Raw genomic sequence first — 19153 nt, forward strand, 5'->3', positions numbered from 1 at the left:
CATTCCCCGTCAGGTCTGGCGGGGGGTCGCGAACTGGCTGAAGACTCCACGCAGCAGGTGCGCCATGCCCTTCGTGCCCACTCCCGAGCAGGGCACGACCGGCCGGACACCAGCGCACGATTCAGGCAACGAAGAAGCCGCTACCGCGGCGGTCACGGGCCGGCCACCGCCGGCCGAGAGGGGTCTCCAGCGCAATGACGGCACCTATCGAGACCACCGGGGCGGATACACGGCCCGAAGCGGTGCTGGAAGGCGCGGGTCGTAAGGAGATCGAGGGCCGTTCACTCGGCCGCATCGCCTGGACCCGCTTCAAGCGGGACAAGGCGGCGATGGCCGGTGGCATCGTTGTCGTGCTTCTGATCCTCACCGCGGTGCTGTCCAAGCCGCTCCAGTCGCTCCTGGGGCTCGACCCCAACGCGTTCAACCAGAGCCTGGTCGACCCCGTGATGCTCGCGCCCAAGGGCGACTTCGGCGGGATGAGCTGGGACCACCCGTTCGGCGTCGAACCGCAGACCGGCCGCGACATCTTCGCGCGCATCGTCGAAGGCTCCTGGGTCTCGCTCGTGGTCGCCGTCGGCTCCACCCTGCTCTCCGTCGTCATCGGCGTCGTCATGGGTGTCGTGGCCGGGTTCTACGGCGGCTGGGTGGACAGCGTCATCAGCCGGCTGATGGACACCTTCCTCGCCTTCCCGCTGCTGCTCTTCGCGATCTCCATCTCCGCCTCCCTGCAGGGCAACGCCTTCGGGATGGAAGGGCTCACGCTGCGGATCGCGGTCCTGATCTTCGTGATCGGCTTCTTCAGCTGGCCCTACATCGGCCGCATCGTCCGCGCGCAGACCCTGTCGCTGCGCGAGCGCGAGTTCGTCGAGGCCGCCCGGTCGCTGGGCGCCCGCGGTCCGTTCATCCTCTTCCGCGAACTGCTGCCCAACCTGGTCGCGCCGATCCTCGTGTACGCGACGCTGCTGATCCCCACGAACATCCTCTTCGAGGCGGCCCTGTCCTTCCTGGGCGTCGGCATCGCCCCGCCGCAGGCTTCCTGGGGCGGCATGCTCACGCAGGCGGTCGACCTCTACGAGGTGGACCCGATGTTCATGGTCATCCCCGGCATGGCGATCTTCATCACCGTGCTGGCCTTCAACCTGCTGGGGGACGGGCTGCGTGACGCACTCGACCCTCGTGGCAAGTAAACGCGGCAGTGCCGCACAGGACTAGCGAGGGGGCTTTCCTCAGCATGCAGAACAGAAAGACAGCGGCGCTCGTAGCCGTCGCGATCGCGGTGTCGCTCGCCGCCACGGCGTGCAGCAAGGACTCGGACGGCGGCAGCGGCAAGGGCGGCGGCGGCAACGCCAAGGCGGACGCGGGTCTGACGAGCATCGTCAACGCCAGCGACAAGAAGGGCGGGACGGTCACCTACGAGCACACCAGTGGCCCGGACTCCCTGGACCCCGGCAACACGTACTACGGCTGGGTGCAGAACTTCGCCCGCCTGTACGCCCGTTCGCTGGTGACCTTCAAGCCGGCCGCCGGCAAGGAGGGCCTGGAGGTCGTGCCCGACCTCGCCACCGGCCTCGGCAAGGCCAGCGCGGACGCCAAGACCTGGACGTACACGCTCCGCAAGGGCGTGAAGTTCGAGGACGGCTCCGAGATCACCTCGCAGGACGTCAAGTACGCCGTCGAGCGCTCCAACTTCGCGCCGGAGGCCCTGTCGAACGGCCCGACGTACTTCAAGGCGTACCTGGAGGGCGGCGACAAGTACAAGGGTCCGTACAAGGACAAGTCCGCCGAGGGTCTCAAGTCCATCGAGACGCCGGACAAGTACACGATCGTCTTCCACCTGAACAAGCCGTTCGCGGACATGGACTACCTGGCCGCGTTCTCGCAGACCGCGCCGATCCAGCAGAAGGCCGACAAGGGCGCCAGCTACGTCCAGAAGATGGTCTCCTCGGGTCCGTACAAGTTCTCGGCGTACGACGAGAGCAAGGGCGCGACCCTGGTCCGCAACCCGGAGTGGGACCCCAAGACGGACCCGATCCGCAAGGCGCTGCCGGACAAGATCGAGCTGAAGTTCAACGTCAACCCCACCACGGTCGACGAGCACCTCCTCAACGACGAGACCACCGCGGACATCGCGGGCACGGGTCTGCAGTCCAAGACCCAGCCCAAGGTCCTGCGCAAGGCGGCGGAGAAGGCGAAGACGGACAACCCGTACGCCGGCGCCCTGCAGTACCTCGCGCTGAACGTCAACGTGAAGCCGTTCGACAACGTCGAGTGCCGCAAGGCCGTCCAGTACGCCGTCGACAAGCAGAGCATGGTCGACTCGATCGGCGGCTCGGTCAAGGGCGACCCGGCCAGCACGGTCATCCCGCCGACCGTCGCCGGCTACAAGAAGTTCGACCTGTACCCGAGCGAGGGCAGCAAGGGCGACGCGGCCAAGGCCAAGGAGCACCTGACCAAGTGCGGTCACCCGGACGGCTTCAAGACGACGCTGACCGCGCGTTCCGACCGTCCTGACGAGGTCACCGCCGCCACGCAGCTCCAGAACAGCCTGAAGGCGATCGGCATCACCGCCGAGATCAAGCAGTTCCCCGCGGACAAGTACTTCACCGACTTCGCCGGTGTCCCGAAGTGGGTCCACAAGAACAACGCGGGCATGATGATGATGGCCTGGGGCGCCGACTGGCCGACCGGCTTCGGCTTCCTCGACCAGATCGTCAACGGCTCGGCCATCAAGCCCTCCGGCGGCACGAACCTGATGGAGCTCGACGACAAGGGGATCAACAACCTCCTCGTCAAGGGCATCGGCACCGTCGACACCGCGGAGCGCAACGCCACGTGGGGCGAGGTCGACCAGAAGGTCATGGAGAACGCCTCGGTCGTTCCCCTCTTCTACCGCAAGAACCTGCTCTACCGCCCGGACTCCGCGGCGAACGTCACCGTCACCGACGCGTACCTCGGCATGTACGACTACGTGCTCATGACGTCCACCAAGTAGCACCTGTTCATCAAAAGCATCCCCTGAAAGGCAGGTGAAGGCGCCGGGCCGGCGGGCGTACCCCGTCCGCCCGCCCGGCGCCGCACGGCTGTGGCTGCGTACATCATCCGACGCGTATTCGCCGCGGTGTTGCTGCTGCTGGTGGTCAGCGCAGTCACGTTCGCGATCTTCTTCCTGGTGCCCCGCCTCGGCGGGCAGACCCTCGACTCCATGGCCGCCCAGTACGTCGGGAAGAGCCCCGACCCCGACGTCATCGCCGCGGTCAAGAAGAACCTGGGGCTCGACCAGCCCCTGTACCTCCAGTACTGGCACTTCATCAAGGGCATCGTCGTCGGCGCCGAGTACCAGTTCGGCCCCGACCCGGTCACCTGCAACGCCCCCTGCTTCGGCTACTCGTTCAAGACCCACACCGAGATCTGGCCCCAGCTCGTCGACCGCATCCCGGTCACGCTGTCGCTGGCCGTCGGTGCCGCCGTCATCTGGGTCGTCTCCGGTGTCGCGATCGGCGTCGTCTCCGCCCTCAAGCGGGGCTCCTTCTTCGACCGCCTCTCCATGGGAGTCGCCCTCGCCGGTGTCTCGCTGCCGATGTTCTTCACCGGCCTCGTGGTCCTGGCACTCTTCGGGAACGGCGAGTACGTCCCCATCACCGAGGACCCGGTCGCCTGGGCCGGCAGCCTGGTGCTGCCCTGGTGCACCCTCGCGCTGCTGTACTCCGCGCTCTACGCCCGGCTCACCCGGGCCGGAATGCTGGAGACCATGGGCGAGGACTACATCAGGACCGCGCGGGCCAAGGGCCTCCAGGAACGCAAGGTGGTCGTCAAGCACGGGCTGCGCTCCGCGCTCACCCCGCTGGTCACCATCTTCGGCATGGACTTCGCGCTGCTGCTCGGCGGCGCGGTCATCACCGAACGCGTCTTCTCCTTCCAGGGCCTGGGCGCCTTCGCCATCCAGGGCGTGACCACCGCCGACCTGCCCAAGGTGATGGGCGTGACCCTGGTCGCCGCCTTCTTCATCGTCCTCTGCAACCTGCTGGTGGACCTCGTGTACGCCGCGATCGACCCCCGGGTGAGGCTCTCATGAGCGACGCAATCAGCAAGGCTTCCCCGGCGGCGGACTCCGTCCCGGCGCCCCGGTCCGGCGACGGCCGCCCGTTCCTCTCCGTACGCGACCTCACCGTCCACTTCGACACCGACGACGGCCTCGTCAAGTCCGTGGACGGCGTCAGCTTCGACCTGGAGGCGGGCAAGACCCTCGGCATCGTCGGCGAGTCCGGCTCCGGCAAGTCCGTGACCTCGCTGGGGATCATGGGCCTGCACACCTCGGAGCGGGCCCGGATCAGCGGGGAGATCTGGCTCGACGGCGAGGAGCTCATCGGCTCGGGCGCCGAGCGCGTACGCAGGCTGCGCGGCCAGAAGATGGCCATGATCTTCCAGGACCCGCTCTCCGCGCTGCACCCGTACTACACGATCGGCGCGCAGATCGTGGAGGCCCACCGGGTCCACAACAAGGTCGACAAGAAGACCGCCAAGAAGCGCGCCGTCGAGATGCTCGACCGGGTCGGCATCCCCGAGCCGCACCGCCGCTACGACGACTACCCGCACCAGTTCTCCGGCGGCATGCGCCAGCGCGCGATGATCGCGATGGCCCTGGTCAACAACCCGCAGCTGCTCATCGCCGACGAGCCGACGACCGCCCTCGACGTCACCGTCCAGGCACAGATCCTCGACCTGATCCGCGATCTGCAGAAGGAGTTCGGCTCCGCGGTCGTCATGATCACCCACGACCTCGGCGTCGTCGCCGAGATCGCGGACAGCCTGCTGGTGATGTACGCGGGACGCTGCGTCGAGCGCGGCAGCGCCGAGCAGGTCTTCTACGAGCCCCAGCACCCCTACACCTGGGGCCTGCTCGGCTCGATGCCGCGCATCGACCGGGAGCAGACCGAGCGGCTCGTCCCGGTCAAGGGCTCGCCGCCCAGCCTCATCAACGTCCCCTCGGGCTGCGCCTTCCACCCGCGCTGCCCGTACGCCGACGTCCCGCCCGACAACATCACCCGCACCGAGCGTCCGGAGCTGCGGCAGGTCGGCGACGGGCACTTCTCCGCGTGCCACATGTCGCCCGGGCAGCGCGACCGGATCTGGACCGAAGAGATTGCGCCGAAGCTGTGACTGAGCTGAACAAGAAGACTCCCGCGCCCGCCGCGGCCGGGTCGGACGGGTCCGGTCCCGAGCCGCTCCTCAAGGTCGACGGCCTGGTCAAGCACTTCCCCATCACCAAGGGCGTGCTGAAGCGCAAGGTCGGCGCGGTCCAGGCCGTGGACGGGCTCACCTTCGACGTGCGCCCCGGGGAGACCCTGGGCGTCGTCGGCGAGTCGGGCTGCGGCAAGTCGACCATGGGCCGGCTGGTGACCCGGCTGCTGGAACCGACCGGCGGCAAGGTCGAGTTCCAGGGCCGCGACATCACCCACCTGTCCGCCGGGCGGCTGCGGCCGATGCGCCGCGACATCCAGATGATCTTCCAGGACCCGTACGGCTCGCTGAACCCGCGCCACACGGTCGGCGGGATCGTCTCCACCCCCTTCCGGCTCCAGGGCGTCAAGCCCGAGGGCGGCGTGAAGGCGGAGGTCCAGCGCCTCCTGGAGCTGGTGGGCCTGAACCCCGAGCACTACAACCGCTACCCGCACGAGTTCTCCGGCGGACAGCGCCAGCGCATCGGCATCGCCCGGGCGCTCGCCCTGAAGCCGAAGCTGGTCGTCGCGGACGAGCCGGTCTCGGCGCTGGACGTGTCGATCCAGGCGCAGGTGGTGAACCTGCTGGACGACCTCCAGGACGAGCTCGGCCTCACGTACATGATCATCGCGCACGACCTGTCGGTGATCCGCCACGTCTCGGACCGGATCGCGGTCATGTACCTCGGCAAGATCGTCGAGCTCGCGGACCGCAAGTCGCTGTACGAGGCGCCCATGCACCCGTACACCAAGGCGCTGATGTCCGCGGTGCCGGTGCCGGACCCGCGCCGGCGCGGTGCCAAGAGCGACCGCATCCTGCTCAAGGGCGATGTCCCGTCGCCGATCTCGCCGCCGGCCGGCTGCCGGTTCCACACCCGGTGCTGGAAGGCGACGGAGATCTGCGGGACTACCGAGCCGCCGCTGCTCCAGCTGAAGACCGGACACCAGGTGGCCTGCCACCACCCGGAGAACGCGCCGGACCAGGCGCCGGGGGAGCAGGTCCCGGCGGGGGCGCGGGAGGCGGTCGAGCTGGTGACGGCGGCGAAGGCGGAGCCGGAGGCTCCGGAGGAGCCCGAGCCCGCCGAGGCACCCGCGTCCACCGAGGCCACCGACGCCCCGGATTCGGCCCCGGACGGCACGAAGGAGTAGTACGGGCACAATTGCCCGGTGCTCAACGAACTGTTCACGCCCTCCGTCCAGCACGCGCTCGACATCGTCGGGATCTTCGTCTTCGCGATCTCGGGCGCCCTGCTCGCCGTACGCAAGAACTTCGATGTCTTCGGCATCGCGGTGCTCGCCGAGGCGACCGCGCTGGGCGGAGGGCTCTTCCGTGACCTGGTCATCGGCGCGGTGCCGCCGGCCGCCTTCACGGACCTGGGGTACTTCACGACCCCGCTGCTCGCCGCCGGCCTGGTCTTCTTCCTGCACCCGCACGTGGAGCGCATCCAGGTCGGGGTCAACGTCTTCGACGCCGCCGGGCTCGGGCTCTTCTGCGTCACCGGCACGGTGAAGGCGTACGACTACGGCCTCGGCCTCACCTCCTCGGCGGCGCTCGGCCTCGTGACGGCGGTCGGCGGCGGCGTGCTGCGGGACGTACTGGCCAACGAGGTGCCCTCGCTGCTGCGCTGGGACCGTGACCTGTACGCGGTGCCCGCCATCGTCGGGGCCACCATGATCGTGCTGTGCATCCGCTTCGACGCGCTGAACGCCCTGACCAGCGGCGTGGCCGTGATCGCCGCGTTCGCCCTGCGCATCCTCGCGCTCCGCTTCCACTGGCGGGCCCCGCGCGCCTACAACCGGCGCTCGGCGCGGGCCGACGAGGGGTGACCGACTCCGCAGGGCAAAAAGCTACCGCTCAGTAATACGATCGGTGTACGGTGCGTCCATGGCACAGGCAACCATCGGGGACAGCGAGTTCGACCGGGACACCGCCGTCACCCTGCGCGAAGAGGGCGTCTACGACGCGGAGCTCTCGGCCGGCTGGACGATCATCCACGCGGTCAACGGCGGCTACCTGCTGGCGATGCTCGGCCGCGCGCTGGGCGAGGCCCTTCCGCACGACGACCCGTTCACCGTCTCCGCGCACTACCTGACCGCCTCGGTGCCCGGCCCCGCGGTGATCCGCACCGAGACCGTCCGCACCGGCCGCACCCTCTCCACCGGTCAGGCGTCCCTCTTCCAGTACGCCGAGGACGGCACCGAGATCGAGCGCATCCGCGTCCTCGCCACCTACGGCGACCTGGACGCACTGAGCGACGACGTCCGCACGTCCGCCAAGCCGCCGGTCATCCCGCCCCGCGAGCACTGCCTGGGCCCGAGCGACGGACCGGCGCCGATCCCCGGCAGCTCCGCCATCACCGAGCGGCTGGACATCAAGCTGGACCCGGCGACCATCGGCTGGGCCATCGGGCAGCCGTCCGGCAAGGGCGAGATGCGCGGCTGGTTCGGGCTGGCCGACGGCCGCGACCCCGACCCGCTCTCCCTCCTGCTCACCGTGGACGCGCTGCCGCCCACCTCGTTCGAGCTGGGGCTCAAGGGCTGGACGCCGACCATCGAGCTGACCACCCACATCCGCTGCCGCCCGGCGCCGGGCCCGCTCCGCGTCTCCATCACCACCCGCAACCTGGCGGGCGGCTTCCTGGAGGAGGACGCGGACGTCTGGGACAGCGCCGACCGCCTGGTCGCCCAGTCCCGCCAGCTGGCCCGCGCCCCGCGCAGCTGACCCTCCGCCTCCCCCTCCTCAGGCGCCCTGTGCCGGCTCGTCGAGCCAGTGCAGGGCGCCGAGTGCGATGAGCCTCAGCCGGCGCCGGGCGACCCGGGCCACCCGCTCGTCGCCCGCCGGGCCGGCGTCCAGCAGGGCCGACGCGGTGATCACCATGTGGTCCACATAGAGGCCGCCCAGCATCAGCAGGTCCTCATCGGCCCAGCCCTCCGACTCCGGCTCCGTCGCGAGGGCCGCCGCCACCTCCTCGGCGAACAGCCGCAGCTGCGCCGCGATGGCCTCGCGGACCGGTCCGACCCCGCCGTGCTGCTCCCGGGCGATGAAGCGGAAGTGGGCGGACTGCGCCCGTACGTGACGCTGCATCAGGTCCATGCTGCGGTCCAGCCGGACCTCGCTGTCGCCCGTCTCGGCGAGTATCGCGCCGATCATGCCGTGCAGGCTGCCCAGGGTCTGTTCGACCAGGGCGACCCCGAGCGCCGGGACGCTCTCGAAGTGCCGGTAGAAGGCCGTGGGCGTGATGCCGGCCGCCCGGGTCACCTCGCGCAGCCCCAGGCTGCTCAGGCTCTGCTCCTCCAGTAGTCCGAGAGCGGCGTCCAGCAGCGCCTGGCGCGTTCTCAGCTTCTGGTTCTGGCGGATGCCGGCGGTGTGACTCATGCCATTCAGTAAACAACTGTTCTCCGGGTCGGGGAAGGGCAGTGTGGGTTTAGACTCATGAGTCAGTGAACACTCGTACTCTCAATGGTCCGTCCGCACACGGAAAGGCCGAACATGATCGTCCTCGTCGCCGCCCTGCTCCTGCTGGGGATCGTGCTGGGAGCGGTGGCCCAGATCCCTCTCCCGCTGTCGCTCGCCCTCGGTGGCCTCATCGGCTGCTGGCTGCTGGTCTTCGCCGTACGCGAGCGGACGCGCCGCTCGCACTGACCCCGCAGCCCACCGCAACCGCCTCGTACCCGAAGGAGTCCGCACCATGACACGCACCGCGTACGCCCATCGCACCGAGCCCGGGACCACGCGCGAGCCGGAAACCACCCATGAGCCCGAGGCCGCGCAGTCCGCTCCCGCCCGACGCCGTACCCGGCGGGACGCCGACGGGCTCGCCGTCGCCTCCTTCGTGCTGGGGCTCGTGGGCCTGCTGGTGATGAACATCCTGCTCGGCCCGGCGGCCATCGTGATGGCGCTCTTCGCCCTGGCCCGCTCCACCACCCGGCGCGGCCGCGCCTATCTCGGCCTCGCGCTGGGCGTCGCCGACCTGGTGATCCTCGCCTTCCTGGTGACCGGAAACGGCACCGTCTCCTGGGGCTTCGGGGGCTGACCGGCACCGCCGTACGCGGTGCGCGGGCTCCGGGACCCCATGCGCCCGGCGTACGCCGGGGCCTGTCGTCTGGATCAGGCCGGGCTCGCGGGCTCCGGCACCGCACCTCGCGGCGTTGTCGTCAATCACCAACGCTCCTTCCCCAAGTTCTCGGCTCCGCTCGAACAGGGGAGGCCCCATCTGCCTCAATCCTCCGCCTTGCGATGCACGGCACCGGAGCCCGCTCCCTGATCCGGCCTGATCCAGACGACAGGCCCAGGCCCCGGGCTCGTAGAATCGAGCCCACCATGGCTTACCTCGACCACGCCGCGACCACGCCGATGCTTCCCGAGGCGATCGCGGCGATGACCGCGCAGCTCGCCGTCACGGGCAACGCGTCCTCACTCCACGCCGCCGGGCGCCGGGCCCGCCGTACCGTCGAGGAGTCCCGGGAATCCCTCGCCGACGCCCTCGGTGCCCGCCCGAGCGAGGTGGTCTTCACCTCCGGCGGCACCGAGTCGGACAACCTCGCGGTGAAGGGCCTCTACTGGGCCCGCCGCGACGCCGACCCCCGCCGCACCCGGGTCCTGGCCAGCCCCGTCGAGCACCACGCGGTCCTCGACGCCGTCGACTGGCTGGCCGTCCACGAGGGTGCGAACGTCGAATACCTCCCCGTCGACCGCTACGGGCGCGTCCACCCCGAGGCCCTGCGCGAGGCGGTCCTCCGCGATCCCGGCGACGTCGCGCTGATCACCGTGATGTGGGCCAACAACGAGATCGGCACCATCCTGCCGGTGCGTGAACTGGCCGAGGTGGCCCGCGAGTTCCAGATCCCGATGCACGCCGACGCGGTGCAGGCGTTCGGACAGCTCGACGTGGACTTCGGCGCGTCCGGCCTTGCCGCGATGACCGTCAGCGCGCACAAGATCGGTGGCCCGGCCGGCGTCGGCGCGCTGCTGCTCGGCCGCGAGTACACCCCGGTGCCCGTGCTGCACGGCGGGGGGCAGGAGCGCCACGTCCGCTCCGGCACCCTGGATGTGCCGGGCATCGCCTCGTTCGCCGTCGCCGGGCGGCTCGCCGCGGACCGGCGCGATGACTTCGCCCGGGAGACGGGCGCCCTGCGCGACCAGCTGGCCGACGCCGTCCTGGCCCAGGTCCCCGACGCCCTGCTGGGCGGCGACCCGGCGCCCGGCGGGCGGCTGCCGGCCAACGCGCACTTCACCTTCCCCGGCTGCGAGGGCGACTCGCTCCTGCTGCTGCTGGACGCCCAGGGCATCGAGTGCTCCACCGGCTCCGCCTGCACCGCCGGGATCGCCCAGCCCAGCCACGTCCTGCTCGCCACCGGCGCCGACCCGGACCTGGCCCGGGGCACCCTGCGCTTCTCGCTCGGCCACACCTCCACCAAGCAGGACGTCGAGGACGTGGCCCGCGCGATCGGCCCGGCGGTGGAGCGGGCCCGGTCGGCGGGGCTCAGCTAGCCGGAGGTGGCCGCGCGGCGGACCAGCTCCATGTAGCGGTCCCAGTCCCAGCCGCGGCCCGGGTCCGTGTGGTCGGCGCCCGGCACCTCCACGTGCCCGATGATGTGCTCCCGGTCCACCGGGATGCCGTACCGCCCGCATATCGCCGCCGTGAGCTTCGCCGACGCCCCGTACATCGCGGCGGTGAAGTCCTGCGGGCGCTCCACGAAGCCCTCGTGCTCGATGCCCACGCTGCGCTCGTTGTACGAGCGGTTGCCCGCGTGGAACGCCACGTCCAGCTCGCGGATCATCTGCGTCACATGGCCGTCCTTGCGCACCACGTAGTGGGCCGCGGCCTGGTGCCCGGGGTCCTGGAAGGCGCGGACCGCGCTGCTGAAGCTGCCCTGTGTGACATGGATGACCACCCGGTCGATGCCGTAGTCGTCGGGGCGGTCCGCCCGCCGCCAGTTCGCGTCGGCCGCCGCCACCCAGCGCGCACGCGCGTAGTCCACCGCGCCGGGCGTGCGCGGCTTCTCCACGCCCGGCAGCCGCCACCAGGCGCGCTTCAGCCGGTCCCGCGCCAGCGCCGCCGTGCCCACGGCCGTGACGGCACCGCCGATCAGCACCGAACGCCGGCTGATCCCGGTCCCGGTGCCCGCCCCGGCCGTCCCCTTGGTCCCCATGTGACGGACAACGCTTATCCGCGAGCTTTCGGTTCCCGCCCCCACGTACCCTGGTGGAGCTATGACTGAGACTTCCCAGCGCCCCCTCCGTGTCCTCGCCGCCATGTCGGGCGGTGTCGACTCCGCCGTCGCCGCGGCCCGCGCCGCCGAGGCGGGCCACGACGTGACCGGTGTGCACCTCGCCCTCTCCGCGAACCCGCAGTCCTTCCGGACCGGCGCCCGGGGCTGTTGCACCATCGAGGACTCCCGCGACGCCCGCCGTGCCGCGGACGTCATCGGCATCCCCTTCTACGTCTGGGACCTGGCGGAACGCTTCCGCGAGGACGTCGTCGAGGACTTCGTCGCCGAGTACGAGGCCGGCCGCACGCCCAACCCGTGCCTGCGCTGCAACGAGAAGATCAAGTTCGCCGCGCTGCTCGACAAGGCCCTCGCGCTCGGCTTCGACGCGGTGTGCACCGGCCACTACGCCACCGTGGTCACCGGCGCGGACGGAAACCGCGAACTGCACCGCGCCTCGGACATGGCCAAGGACCAGAGCTACGTGCTCGGCGTACTGGACGAGCGCCAGCTCGCCCACGCGATGTTCCCGCTCGGCGACACCCTCACCACCAAGGACGAGATCCGCGCCGAGGCGGAGCGCCGGGGCCTCGCGGTCGCCAAGAAGCCCGACAGCCACGACATCTGCTTCATCGCCGACGGCGACACCCAGGGCTTCCTCGCGAACCGCCTCGGCGGCAGGGCGGAGGGCGACATCCTGGACGAGACCGGTGCGAAGCTCGGCACCCACGAGGGGGCCTTCGGCTTCACCATCGGCCAGCGCAAGGGCCTGCGCATCGGCCACCCCGCGCCCGACGGCAAGCCGCGCTACGTCCTGGACATCTCGCCGGTCAACAACACGGTGACCGTCGGCCCCGTCGAGGCGCTGGACGTCACCGCGCTCACCGCGATCAAGCCCCGCTGGTGCGGAACGCCCCCGTCCGGCCCGGGGACGTACACCGCCCAGCTGCGCGCCCACGGCGGCGAGACCGAGGTGAGCGCCGAGCTGACCGACGGCACCCTCCACGTCACGTTCACCGAGCCGGTCCGGGGCGTGGCCCCCGGCCAGGCGGTCGTCCTGTACGACGGCACCCGCGTGGTCGGCTCGGCGACGATCGCGACGACGGTACGCCGGGAGACCGCGTCGGCGGGCTGACGCCGGCGGCCGCGCGATCGCGGCCGGCTACGGCGGGCCGGACCCGGCACGTGCGGAGTGCTCCGTGGCAGGCGGAAAGCGGCGCGGACCTCTGAAGGCGAGGGACACCGCGATCAGCTGCCGGGTATCGGCGTCGAGACTGTCCCCGACCGACGGCATGATGTCGACCGCCCGGTCCGCGGCGGCGTCCCCGGACGCCTGCGCACTCAGGGCCCGGGGCAGGTGGTCCGCGACTGTCTCGGGCGATGCGCCGGTCCCCACTCCGCAGGCCGCCAGGTACGGGCTGAGGCGGACCAGCCCGTCCCGGCACTCGATCACGCGCCGGTAGTAGCGCCGGTGGATGCCCCAGGCGTGCAGCGTCTCGCGCCACGGTGCGGCGGGGGAGCCTCTCAGCGTGTTCTCGGGGAACGCCTCATGGAGTCCGCGCCACAGCGGTGCGAGCTGCCGGTAGTTCCGCCGGTGCCGTATCCAGATCCGCCCGGAGGCGAGCCGGGCCATGATGCTCGCGTAGCTCAGACCTGTGGCGAACAGCAGGATCGCCGGTGTGAGCAGTTGCCAGCAGGCGTGGTACAGGGGGGCCGGAAAGGGCAGTCCGCGCCAGCGGGCCAACGCACTGAGCTCGAAAACCGCGTTGGACGCCAGCATGCACGCCAGAGACCCCGCGGTCAGGCGCAGGCCGGTGGCCACAGCGCCGTCCGAGATCTTCACGTAGCTCCAGGTCCAGCGCAGGGCCATGGCGAGCGTGTACATCAGGTACAGGGGCGGGACGGCGTGGAAGGCGGCGACCGCCGGTGCACTGATGTCCCCGAAGGTGAAGAGGCTGTTCCGGGCCGCGGGCGACGTTGCCAGGAAGGCCGTGGTGACGCAGGCGACCGCGGCTGCGAGCAGAAGGGTCTCCCGCCGGACCCGCCGGGTGGACTGCCGGGAGGCCGGCAGCAGGTGGAGGTAGAAACGCACGAGCCAGTAGGCCGTGTCCATGGCGAAGATCTTCGCTATCAGCTGACCGGTGCCAGGACCCAGTACGGTGCCTACCGCGGCCGACACCGACGGCAGGAGGAGGCACAGTTCGGCGGCCCGGCAGGCCAGGCACAGAGAGACCGCGCGCAGGGCGCGGTCGCCCGGCGCCCGGGACAACTGGTAGAGCTTCCACACCACGGCGAGTCCGAGAAGCACTGTGATCGGGACCCCGCCCATGATCACAGCCACCCCCGCCGGTCACCCAGGGCGGTCTGGATGCGTTGCAGTGAGGGCTCGCTCGCCGACTGCGGGGCGACATGGTCGAGGACCGAGGCCCAGCCGAGAACGATGGTGGCGATCAGCTCCGCCTCACGTTCTTCCGCCGCCTCGTACGAGGTGCGGCGCAGGGCCCGCCTGATGGTCCCCGGCGAGATGTCGGGCATCTCCTGCTGCCAGAGCGCCTCGTCGTGATGGTCCTCGCCGGTCCGGTGCCCGGCGAGGATATGGCCCACTTCATGCAGGATGATGTGGTCCTGGTGCGGCTTCGTCGTCTTCTGCTGGTACAGCACGTAGTCGGCCGTTGCGGTGGCGATCCAGGCGCCGTAAGGCCCTGGCACCGGCAGCGCGTAAGGCACGAGGCGGAGGGGGCGCCCCCGTTGCTCGCCGAGCAGGTGGCACAGCTCTGCCACCTGCAGCGGGGGTTGGACACCCAAGTCGCGGAGCACGCGCTTGCAGTGGTGTCGCAACCGCCGTTCCGTCAGTCGGTCATGGACGGACCAGTTCAACAGACCCACTCGAGCAACCCCCCATGCCGCGCCTTCCGGCGCACGAGTCAGTCACCCGAGGCGGACCGACGCTCTGCCTGTTCCAACTTGTAGACGACATCGATTAGTTCCATGACCTGCTTGCGACGAGCGGGAGACAGCTCACCGGCGCGCATGGCCATCAGCCGTACATCGCGCCCGCCGTTCTGTGCGAGCCGGTCCTGCTCGGCCCGCAGCGCTGTGAGCTGGTCCTCGACACGGCGGGCCACACCGTTGTCGAAGAAGTAGGCGGCCGGGACGCCGAAGAAGTCTGCCAGAGCCTGAAGATGACGGAGGGTGGGGTTTTCCTTCCGCCGCTTGCGGAGCTGCCAGATGTAACTCTGCGAGATGGGGACTCCGGCCTTCCTGATGGCGGCGGCCACGTACTCGTTGCTGTACTCCTGGCCGCTGTCCGGGCCCACTGTGGCGAACAGATGATTGAGCCGATCCGCCAGGCTCGTGCTGTTCTCGTCGGACATGGGATCTGCCACCTTATCTGCGCTCGCGCCGGATACATCCGTTTCGGCCCGCTGCCGGGTCAGCGGGCCGAACTGCTTCGTGATCTTCCGGGTGTGCCTGCGTGAATTGTACGGAGGTGGAGACTCCGCCCGATCAGGATTCGATCTCAGTTGCATGGCGATCGAGCGGTGATCTAGTGTTCTCATCGCTGAATCTCCACTGGTGTGAAGAGTCGGCCCCGCCAGTGGCTTGCCTGAGTGGAAGCGCCCCTGGTTCAGGTGTCCGGCGCAACGAACGGGAGTCGCTACGTGACCGATCCGACCGAGGTGCACGTGGCGGTGAAGCCGGCCGTCGGTCAACGCCTGCGCGTGCTGACACGGGCGCTCGCAGGACAGCTTCGGCGACAGCCACCGGACTGCGCCGGACCCGGTGTGGTGGCGATCCGCCACTCGGCGGAGGTGCGCCAGGCGGTACTGGCCCTGACACTGTGCGAGATTCCCGTCGCCTTTCTGGTCTCGTCGATCCTGCCGGTGCCCGCCCGGGTCCCCCACGCATTGCTGGAGGCGGCACTGATCCTGCTGGGCTTCAGCGTGCTCGCGGCGATGGCGAGGCACCCGCACACCGTTTCGCCGTCCCGAGTGGTGCTGAGCACCGGGTTCCTCGGGGAGATCTCGCTGCCGCGTGACCGGGTGCAGTCGGCGTCCCGGTCGATGAGGACCCTCCCGGGCCGCGGGCTGCGCGCGGTGCCGGGCGAACCCGGCGCCCTGGCGTGCTCACTCGGCAGTTCGGTGAGTCTCTGCGTCCGGCTGGACCCGCCCGTACGTGTCGACCTCGGCAAGGACGGGGCGGTGGAGGCCACCGCGGTCTACGTGTCCGCGGACACACCGGAGGCGTTCCCCCGGGCCCTGAGCAACTCCAGAGCATGCTGATCCCCGAGAAGGAGTCCTCCGTGACCCGCGAGTCCTGTTCCACGGAAGCAATGGTCGTGGACCGTCAGATGGATGCGTACAACCGGCAGGCGCTGGACGAGTTCCTGGCCTGCTACGACGACGCGGTGGAGCTGTTCGCGGACGGTGCGGCCTTCGCGTCGGGCAGGGCGGCTCTCCGTGAGGTCTACGGTCAGCAGTTCGCGTCGACCCGGGTACGCGCGACCTCCCTGGCCAGGATCCAGCAGGCCCAGTGGGTCGTCGACCACGAACTGATCGAGGCCGATGGTGCGGCTGCCCTCACCGTTCTGGCGCTCTACCGGATCCGGGAGGGCCGCATCGACCAGGTCCACTTCCTCGGGCAGCGGGCAGGTGCGTGATGGGGGAGTCCAGCGGCACCGGGCGGGTCTCGGTCTTCTTCCCGATCATGCCGGTGAAGGCCGAGACCATCGTGGGTTTCGCCGAGCTCGTGCGCGACGCGGGGCTGGCGAGGCTCTGGATGGGGCAGAGCCTCACGTACGACGCGTACCACCTCTTCGCCTATCTGGCCGGCCGGGGGCTGCGCATCCCCACGGGCACGGCCGTCACAGTGATGGGCTTGCGACACCCGTACGAGGCGGCGGTGCAGGCCCGTTCGGTCGCGCTGTTCACGGGCCGGCCGATGACCGTCGGCTTCGGTCCCGGCAGCCCTGAGATGGTCGCCTCGTTGCGGGGCAGGGGATTCGCCAGTCCGCTCACCGCGAGCCGCGAGTACCTGTCCATGGTCCGTTCGCTGGTGAACGGCGAACCGGTCAGGCGCTCCGGTGAATACCACTTCCTGGAGGGCGCCCTTCCCGCGATGCCCGCCGGTCAGCCGGAGATCCGTGTGGGTGCCGGGGTGCTGAGGTCCGGCATGGCGCGGGTGGCCGGCGAGGTCGCCGATGCGGCCATAACCTGGCTCACGCCCCTGCCCTACATCCAGGAGGTGCTGGCCCCCGCCATGCGGGAGGGGGCGCAGAGCCGGGGCCGTCCGGTGCCGGACGTCGTCTCGATGGTGCACTTCGCCGTGGACCGCCCGGGTGTCGACCCTCGGGCCATGGTGCTGGCCGCCAACCGGGATCACCTCGGCACCGATCACTACACGGCGATGCTGCGCAGCGCGGGCCTGACGGCGGATCCCTCGGATCCCGAGGCCGGAGCGCAGACCCTGGTGGATTCCGGCGTCTTCCTGACCGGATCGGCCAAGGAGATCGCGAGGAGGGTGGCCGAGTACCTGCAGGGGGGCGTGGACGAGGTCGTACTGTCCCCGGGCGGTGTTCTGCTGACTCGTGGGGTGGAGGCGGCGCTCGCCGACCTGCGTGACGTGGTGGCGGAACTGGGGCGTCTCCATGTCTGACGGCCCCATACCCGGCGCGCCGGCGGGCGTGGTGTTCACGCCACGCCGGCTTCTGCTGGTGGGCACCGGTTCGATCGGGGTGGCGTTCCTCCCGTACTGGATGAACTGGCTGGCGATGGCGCTGCCCGAGGTGGAGTGCAGGGTCGTGGTGACCCGGAGCGCGGAACGCTTTGTCACCCGCGCCGCGCTGTCGGCGATCAACTCGAGTCCGGCGCTGCCGGACGTCTGGCCGGATGAGCCCCGTACGGGGGCGCTGCACGTCGAATGGGCCGAGTGGGCCGAAGCGGTTGCTGTCTATCCGGCGACCGTGGACTTCATCAGCAGAATGGCGGGAGGCCGGGGCGACAGCCCTGCGATGCTGGCGCTCCAGTGCACCGAGGCGCCCGTGGGGATCGCTCCTTCACTCCCACCGGGGGCGGTGCGCAACCCCCTCCTGGCGCAGCACCTGAAGAAGCTCCGGGAGCGGCCCAACATCTGTGTGGCGACGCCTGAACCCGGGTCGAGCAGTACGACCGGCCGCCAGGACGCCTACGTGCCGCCTGCGTTGCCGGACCTGCTGGCATTGATGGAACGAACGGGGAAGCGGCCGGTCTGATCCCGGCCGTGACGAGGGGGGTTTGTGCCGAACGATGATCGCTTCCTTTCCGGTGCGAGTCTGGTCGACTCCTACGGAACCGGGTTCACCAGCACATCGGTGTACCGCCTGCCGTCGGGGGGCGGATTCCGGTGGGTGCGGTCCGCCGGTCCGGAAAGGTCCGAGCCGATGCGGCCGCCGCCCGCCGCCGCGCGTCGTCGAATGCGCGAACTGCCGGCCGAGGGGATGGATTTCTCGCTTCCGGAATCCCGGGGGCACCGGCTTGTCTACGCCGCCAACGGTCCGGAATCGCTTGCGAATATTTTGATGACGCAGAGTCGAGACCATTCCTACCCGAGGGCTCGTGATTTGCTCATGGGTCTCGGGAGGAATCTGGGAGAGCTTCATTCGATTTCTGCCCGTGACGTGCAGGACCAGGGGCATCCGGGAATTTCCAGACTCTCGGGATGGCTCGGTGACGGGAGCGGGGCGGGAGAATCCGGACGTCTCTTCACGGCTGCGAGGAAGAGGTTGGGGAGCGAGCGGTGGAACCTGATCCGGGGCTGGTGCGAGGAATTCGGGATGCCGGCACACGATGCCGTTCTGCTGCACGGCAGACCCGGCACCGGACTCGTCGTCCCCGGCACGAACGGCAGCCGGGCCGCACTGCTGACCGGTGAAGACATGGCGACCGGCCGGCCGTCGCTCGATATCGGGTGGGTGCTGGGCGAGCTTGCGGAGTTGCGTGGAGTCGTCCGAGATCAGTCGGGTGAGGCGGCCGCCGCGGAGTGGTCCACGCTGGGCAGGGCCTTCGCCGATGGCTACGGGCGAGGGCTGAGTGCCGAGACGGGCCGGGCCGCCACGCTGTGTGTGCTCAACCACGTCAGGGACTACTGCGCCTATGTGGAGTGGAGCGAGTGGTGGGTTCCGACGGTGCTGAATGTCATCGCGGAGGAATGCGATCGGGGCGGTGCGGGGATGATCGAATGGGGGGCCGCTCATGATGGATAGGCGCATTCGGCTCGCCTGATGTGTGCGGCGAATGGAACCTGACCGAGAAGTCGGTCAGGTTCTTTCCCATGCCCTGAATTTCTCCGTCAGGGAGATCTCGAATGCCTGAAGAAAACACTTTCCCCGGCCGCCGGGAAGGTGCTAGAAATGAGAACGCAAGGGCGCTCCGGGGGAATCTCCGGAGCGTGTATCGACTATGTGAGGGGAATCCTTATGGACGCCGAGAAGCTCATCGAGGGCTACACCGTGTACACCGACGCCGAGGAGCTGGCGGCGGCACCGGAGGCCGACGAGGCGCCGGCCACCGTCGCGCTTTCGGTCGCCACGGGTCTGCTGACCTGGAAGAAGGGCTGCTGACCCGACGTCAGGGTCTGGCTGAGAGCCGAGGCGCTGGAGCCGACTGATCCCGCTAAGTATCGAGTCGGCTCCAGCACTTCGGATCCATGATAGGGCCGGGGGCGCCGCCCGTAGGGCTGCGTCCCCGGCG

The 19153-nt window shown here is 70.0% G+C and carries 22 protein-coding genes; 17 read left to right on the top strand and 5 right to left on the bottom strand.

Annotated elements, in window-relative coordinates; genetic code table 11:
- The first annotated feature begins 194 nt into the window (after positions 1-194).
- The 7 genes from OG242_RS23325 to OG242_RS23355 all read left to right on the top strand — a co-directional run bounded on the left by OG242_RS23325 (position 195) and on the right by OG242_RS23355 (position 7938).
- Positions 195-1187, top strand: a complete 993-nt coding sequence (locus OG242_RS23325) for an ABC transporter permease (protein ID WP_405900006.1) — start codon at positions 195-197, stop codon at positions 1185-1187.
- A 44-nt stretch (positions 1188-1231) separates the two neighbouring features.
- A complete protein-coding gene (locus tag OG242_RS23330; protein ID WP_405900007.1) occupies positions 1232-2992 on the top strand; it encodes an ABC transporter substrate-binding protein in 1761 nt (586 codons plus the stop codon).
- A 90-nt stretch (positions 2993-3082) separates the two neighbouring features.
- Positions 3083-4072 (top strand): ABC transporter permease, encoded by a 990-nt coding sequence (locus OG242_RS23335; RefSeq protein WP_405900008.1) that lies wholly within the window; start codon positions 3083-3085, stop codon positions 4070-4072.
- On the top strand, positions 4069-5157 hold the full coding sequence (locus tag OG242_RS23340) for an ABC transporter ATP-binding protein (protein ID WP_405900009.1): 1089 nt from the start codon (positions 4069-4071) through the stop codon (positions 5155-5157). Before OG242_RS23335 ends, OG242_RS23340 begins: the two co-directional genes overlap by 4 nt.
- Positions 5154-6365: an ABC transporter ATP-binding protein gene (locus OG242_RS23345; protein WP_405900010.1), complete on the top strand. Its 1212-nt coding sequence runs from the start codon at positions 5154-5156 to the stop codon at positions 6363-6365. The genes OG242_RS23340 and OG242_RS23345 overlap by 4 nt, the downstream gene beginning before the upstream one ends.
- 18 nt (positions 6366-6383) lie before the next feature.
- On the top strand, positions 6384-7043 hold the full coding sequence (locus tag OG242_RS23350; RefSeq protein ID WP_405900011.1) for a trimeric intracellular cation channel family protein: 660 nt from the start codon (positions 6384-6386) through the stop codon (positions 7041-7043).
- Positions 7044-7101: 58 nt separating this feature from the next.
- Complete coding sequence (locus OG242_RS23355) at positions 7102-7938, top strand: thioesterase family protein (RefSeq protein WP_405900012.1); 837 nt, start codon at positions 7102-7104, stop codon at positions 7936-7938.
- 18 nt (positions 7939-7956) lie between these two features.
- Here OG242_RS23355 and OG242_RS23360 read toward each other — a convergent pair whose 3' ends face one another.
- Complete coding sequence (locus tag OG242_RS23360; RefSeq protein WP_405900013.1) at positions 7957-8592, bottom strand: TetR family transcriptional regulator; 636 nt, start codon at positions 8590-8592, stop codon at positions 7957-7959.
- A gap of 114 nt (positions 8593-8706) precedes the next feature.
- Here OG242_RS23360 and OG242_RS23365 point away from each other — a divergent pair, with 114 nt between their 5' ends.
- From OG242_RS23365 to OG242_RS23375, 3 genes are all read left to right on the top strand, one after another.
- Positions 8707-8859, top strand: coding sequence for a hypothetical protein (locus tag OG242_RS23365; protein ID WP_405900014.1), 153 nt, complete (start codon positions 8707-8709; stop codon positions 8857-8859).
- Between the two features lie 46 nt (positions 8860-8905).
- Positions 8906-9250 carry a DUF4190 domain-containing protein gene (locus OG242_RS23370; RefSeq protein ID WP_405900015.1) on the top strand — a complete coding sequence of 115 codons (345 nt, stop codon included), beginning with the start codon at positions 8906-8908 and terminating at the stop codon, positions 9248-9250.
- 287 nt (positions 9251-9537) lie between these two features.
- A complete protein-coding gene (locus OG242_RS23375; protein ID WP_405900016.1) occupies positions 9538-10707 on the top strand; it encodes a cysteine desulfurase family protein in 1170 nt (389 codons plus the stop codon).
- Here the strand turns inward: OG242_RS23375 and OG242_RS23380 are convergent.
- Complete coding sequence (locus OG242_RS23380; protein WP_405900017.1) at positions 10704-11369, bottom strand: N-acetylmuramoyl-L-alanine amidase; 666 nt, start codon at positions 11367-11369, stop codon at positions 10704-10706. The genes OG242_RS23375 and OG242_RS23380 overlap by 4 nt on opposite strands.
- A 61-nt stretch (positions 11370-11430) precedes the next feature.
- Between OG242_RS23380 and mnmA the strand changes: the two genes are divergently transcribed.
- Positions 11431-12561, top strand: a complete 1131-nt coding sequence (gene mnmA / locus OG242_RS23385) for a tRNA 2-thiouridine(34) synthase MnmA (RefSeq protein WP_405900018.1) — start codon at positions 11431-11433, stop codon at positions 12559-12561.
- A 27-nt stretch (positions 12562-12588) separates the two neighbouring features.
- Here the strand turns inward: mnmA and OG242_RS23390 are convergent, their stop codons facing one another.
- The 3 genes from OG242_RS23390 to OG242_RS23400 all read right to left on the bottom strand — a co-directional run bounded on the left by OG242_RS23390 (position 12589) and on the right by OG242_RS23400 (position 14800).
- On the bottom strand, positions 12589-13767 hold the full coding sequence (locus OG242_RS23390; RefSeq protein WP_405900019.1) for an MAB_1171c family putative transporter: 1179 nt from the start codon (positions 13765-13767) through the stop codon (positions 12589-12591).
- A complete protein-coding gene (locus OG242_RS23395) occupies positions 13758-14135 on the bottom strand; it encodes a hypothetical protein (RefSeq protein ID WP_405900020.1) in 378 nt (125 codons plus the stop codon). Before OG242_RS23395 ends, OG242_RS23390 begins: the two co-directional genes overlap by 10 nt.
- Before the next feature lie 215 nt (positions 14136-14350).
- A complete protein-coding gene (locus OG242_RS23400; protein WP_405900021.1) occupies positions 14351-14800 on the bottom strand; it encodes an XRE family transcriptional regulator in 450 nt (149 codons plus the stop codon).
- Positions 14801-15088: 288 nt separating this feature from the next.
- Here OG242_RS23400 and OG242_RS23405 point away from each other — a divergent pair, with 288 nt between their 5' ends.
- The 6 genes from OG242_RS23405 to OG242_RS23430 all read left to right on the top strand — a co-directional run bounded on the left by OG242_RS23405 (position 15089) and on the right by OG242_RS23430 (position 19023).
- Complete coding sequence (locus OG242_RS23405) at positions 15089-15709, top strand: hypothetical protein (RefSeq protein WP_405900022.1); 621 nt, start codon at positions 15089-15091, stop codon at positions 15707-15709.
- A 20-nt stretch (positions 15710-15729) separates the two neighbouring features.
- Positions 15730-16086: a nuclear transport factor 2 family protein gene (locus tag OG242_RS23410; RefSeq protein WP_405900023.1), complete on the top strand. Its 357-nt coding sequence runs from the start codon at positions 15730-15732 to the stop codon at positions 16084-16086.
- Positions 16086-17081, top strand: coding sequence for an LLM class flavin-dependent oxidoreductase (locus tag OG242_RS23415; RefSeq protein ID WP_405900024.1), 996 nt, complete (start codon positions 16086-16088; stop codon positions 17079-17081). Before OG242_RS23410 ends, OG242_RS23415 begins: the two co-directional genes overlap by 1 nt.
- Entirely contained in the window at positions 17074-17676 is a 603-nt protein-coding gene (locus OG242_RS23420; protein ID WP_405900025.1) for a flavoprotein, read from the top strand. The genes OG242_RS23415 and OG242_RS23420 overlap by 8 nt, the downstream gene beginning before the upstream one ends.
- Before the next feature lie 24 nt (positions 17677-17700).
- Positions 17701-18666 carry a hypothetical protein gene (locus OG242_RS23425; RefSeq protein WP_405900026.1) on the top strand — a complete coding sequence of 322 codons (966 nt, stop codon included), beginning with the start codon at positions 17701-17703 and terminating at the stop codon, positions 18664-18666.
- Between the two features lie 213 nt (positions 18667-18879).
- Positions 18880-19023 carry an LxmA leader domain family RiPP gene (locus OG242_RS23430; protein WP_405900027.1) on the top strand — a complete coding sequence of 48 codons (144 nt, stop codon included), beginning with the start codon at positions 18880-18882 and terminating at the stop codon, positions 19021-19023.
- Positions 19024-19153 lie beyond the last annotated feature (130 nt).

This window comes from Streptomyces sp. NBC_00727 (genome assembly GCF_045161745.1).
Taxonomy (GTDB): Bacteria; Actinomycetota; Actinomycetes; order Streptomycetales; family Streptomycetaceae; genus Streptomyces.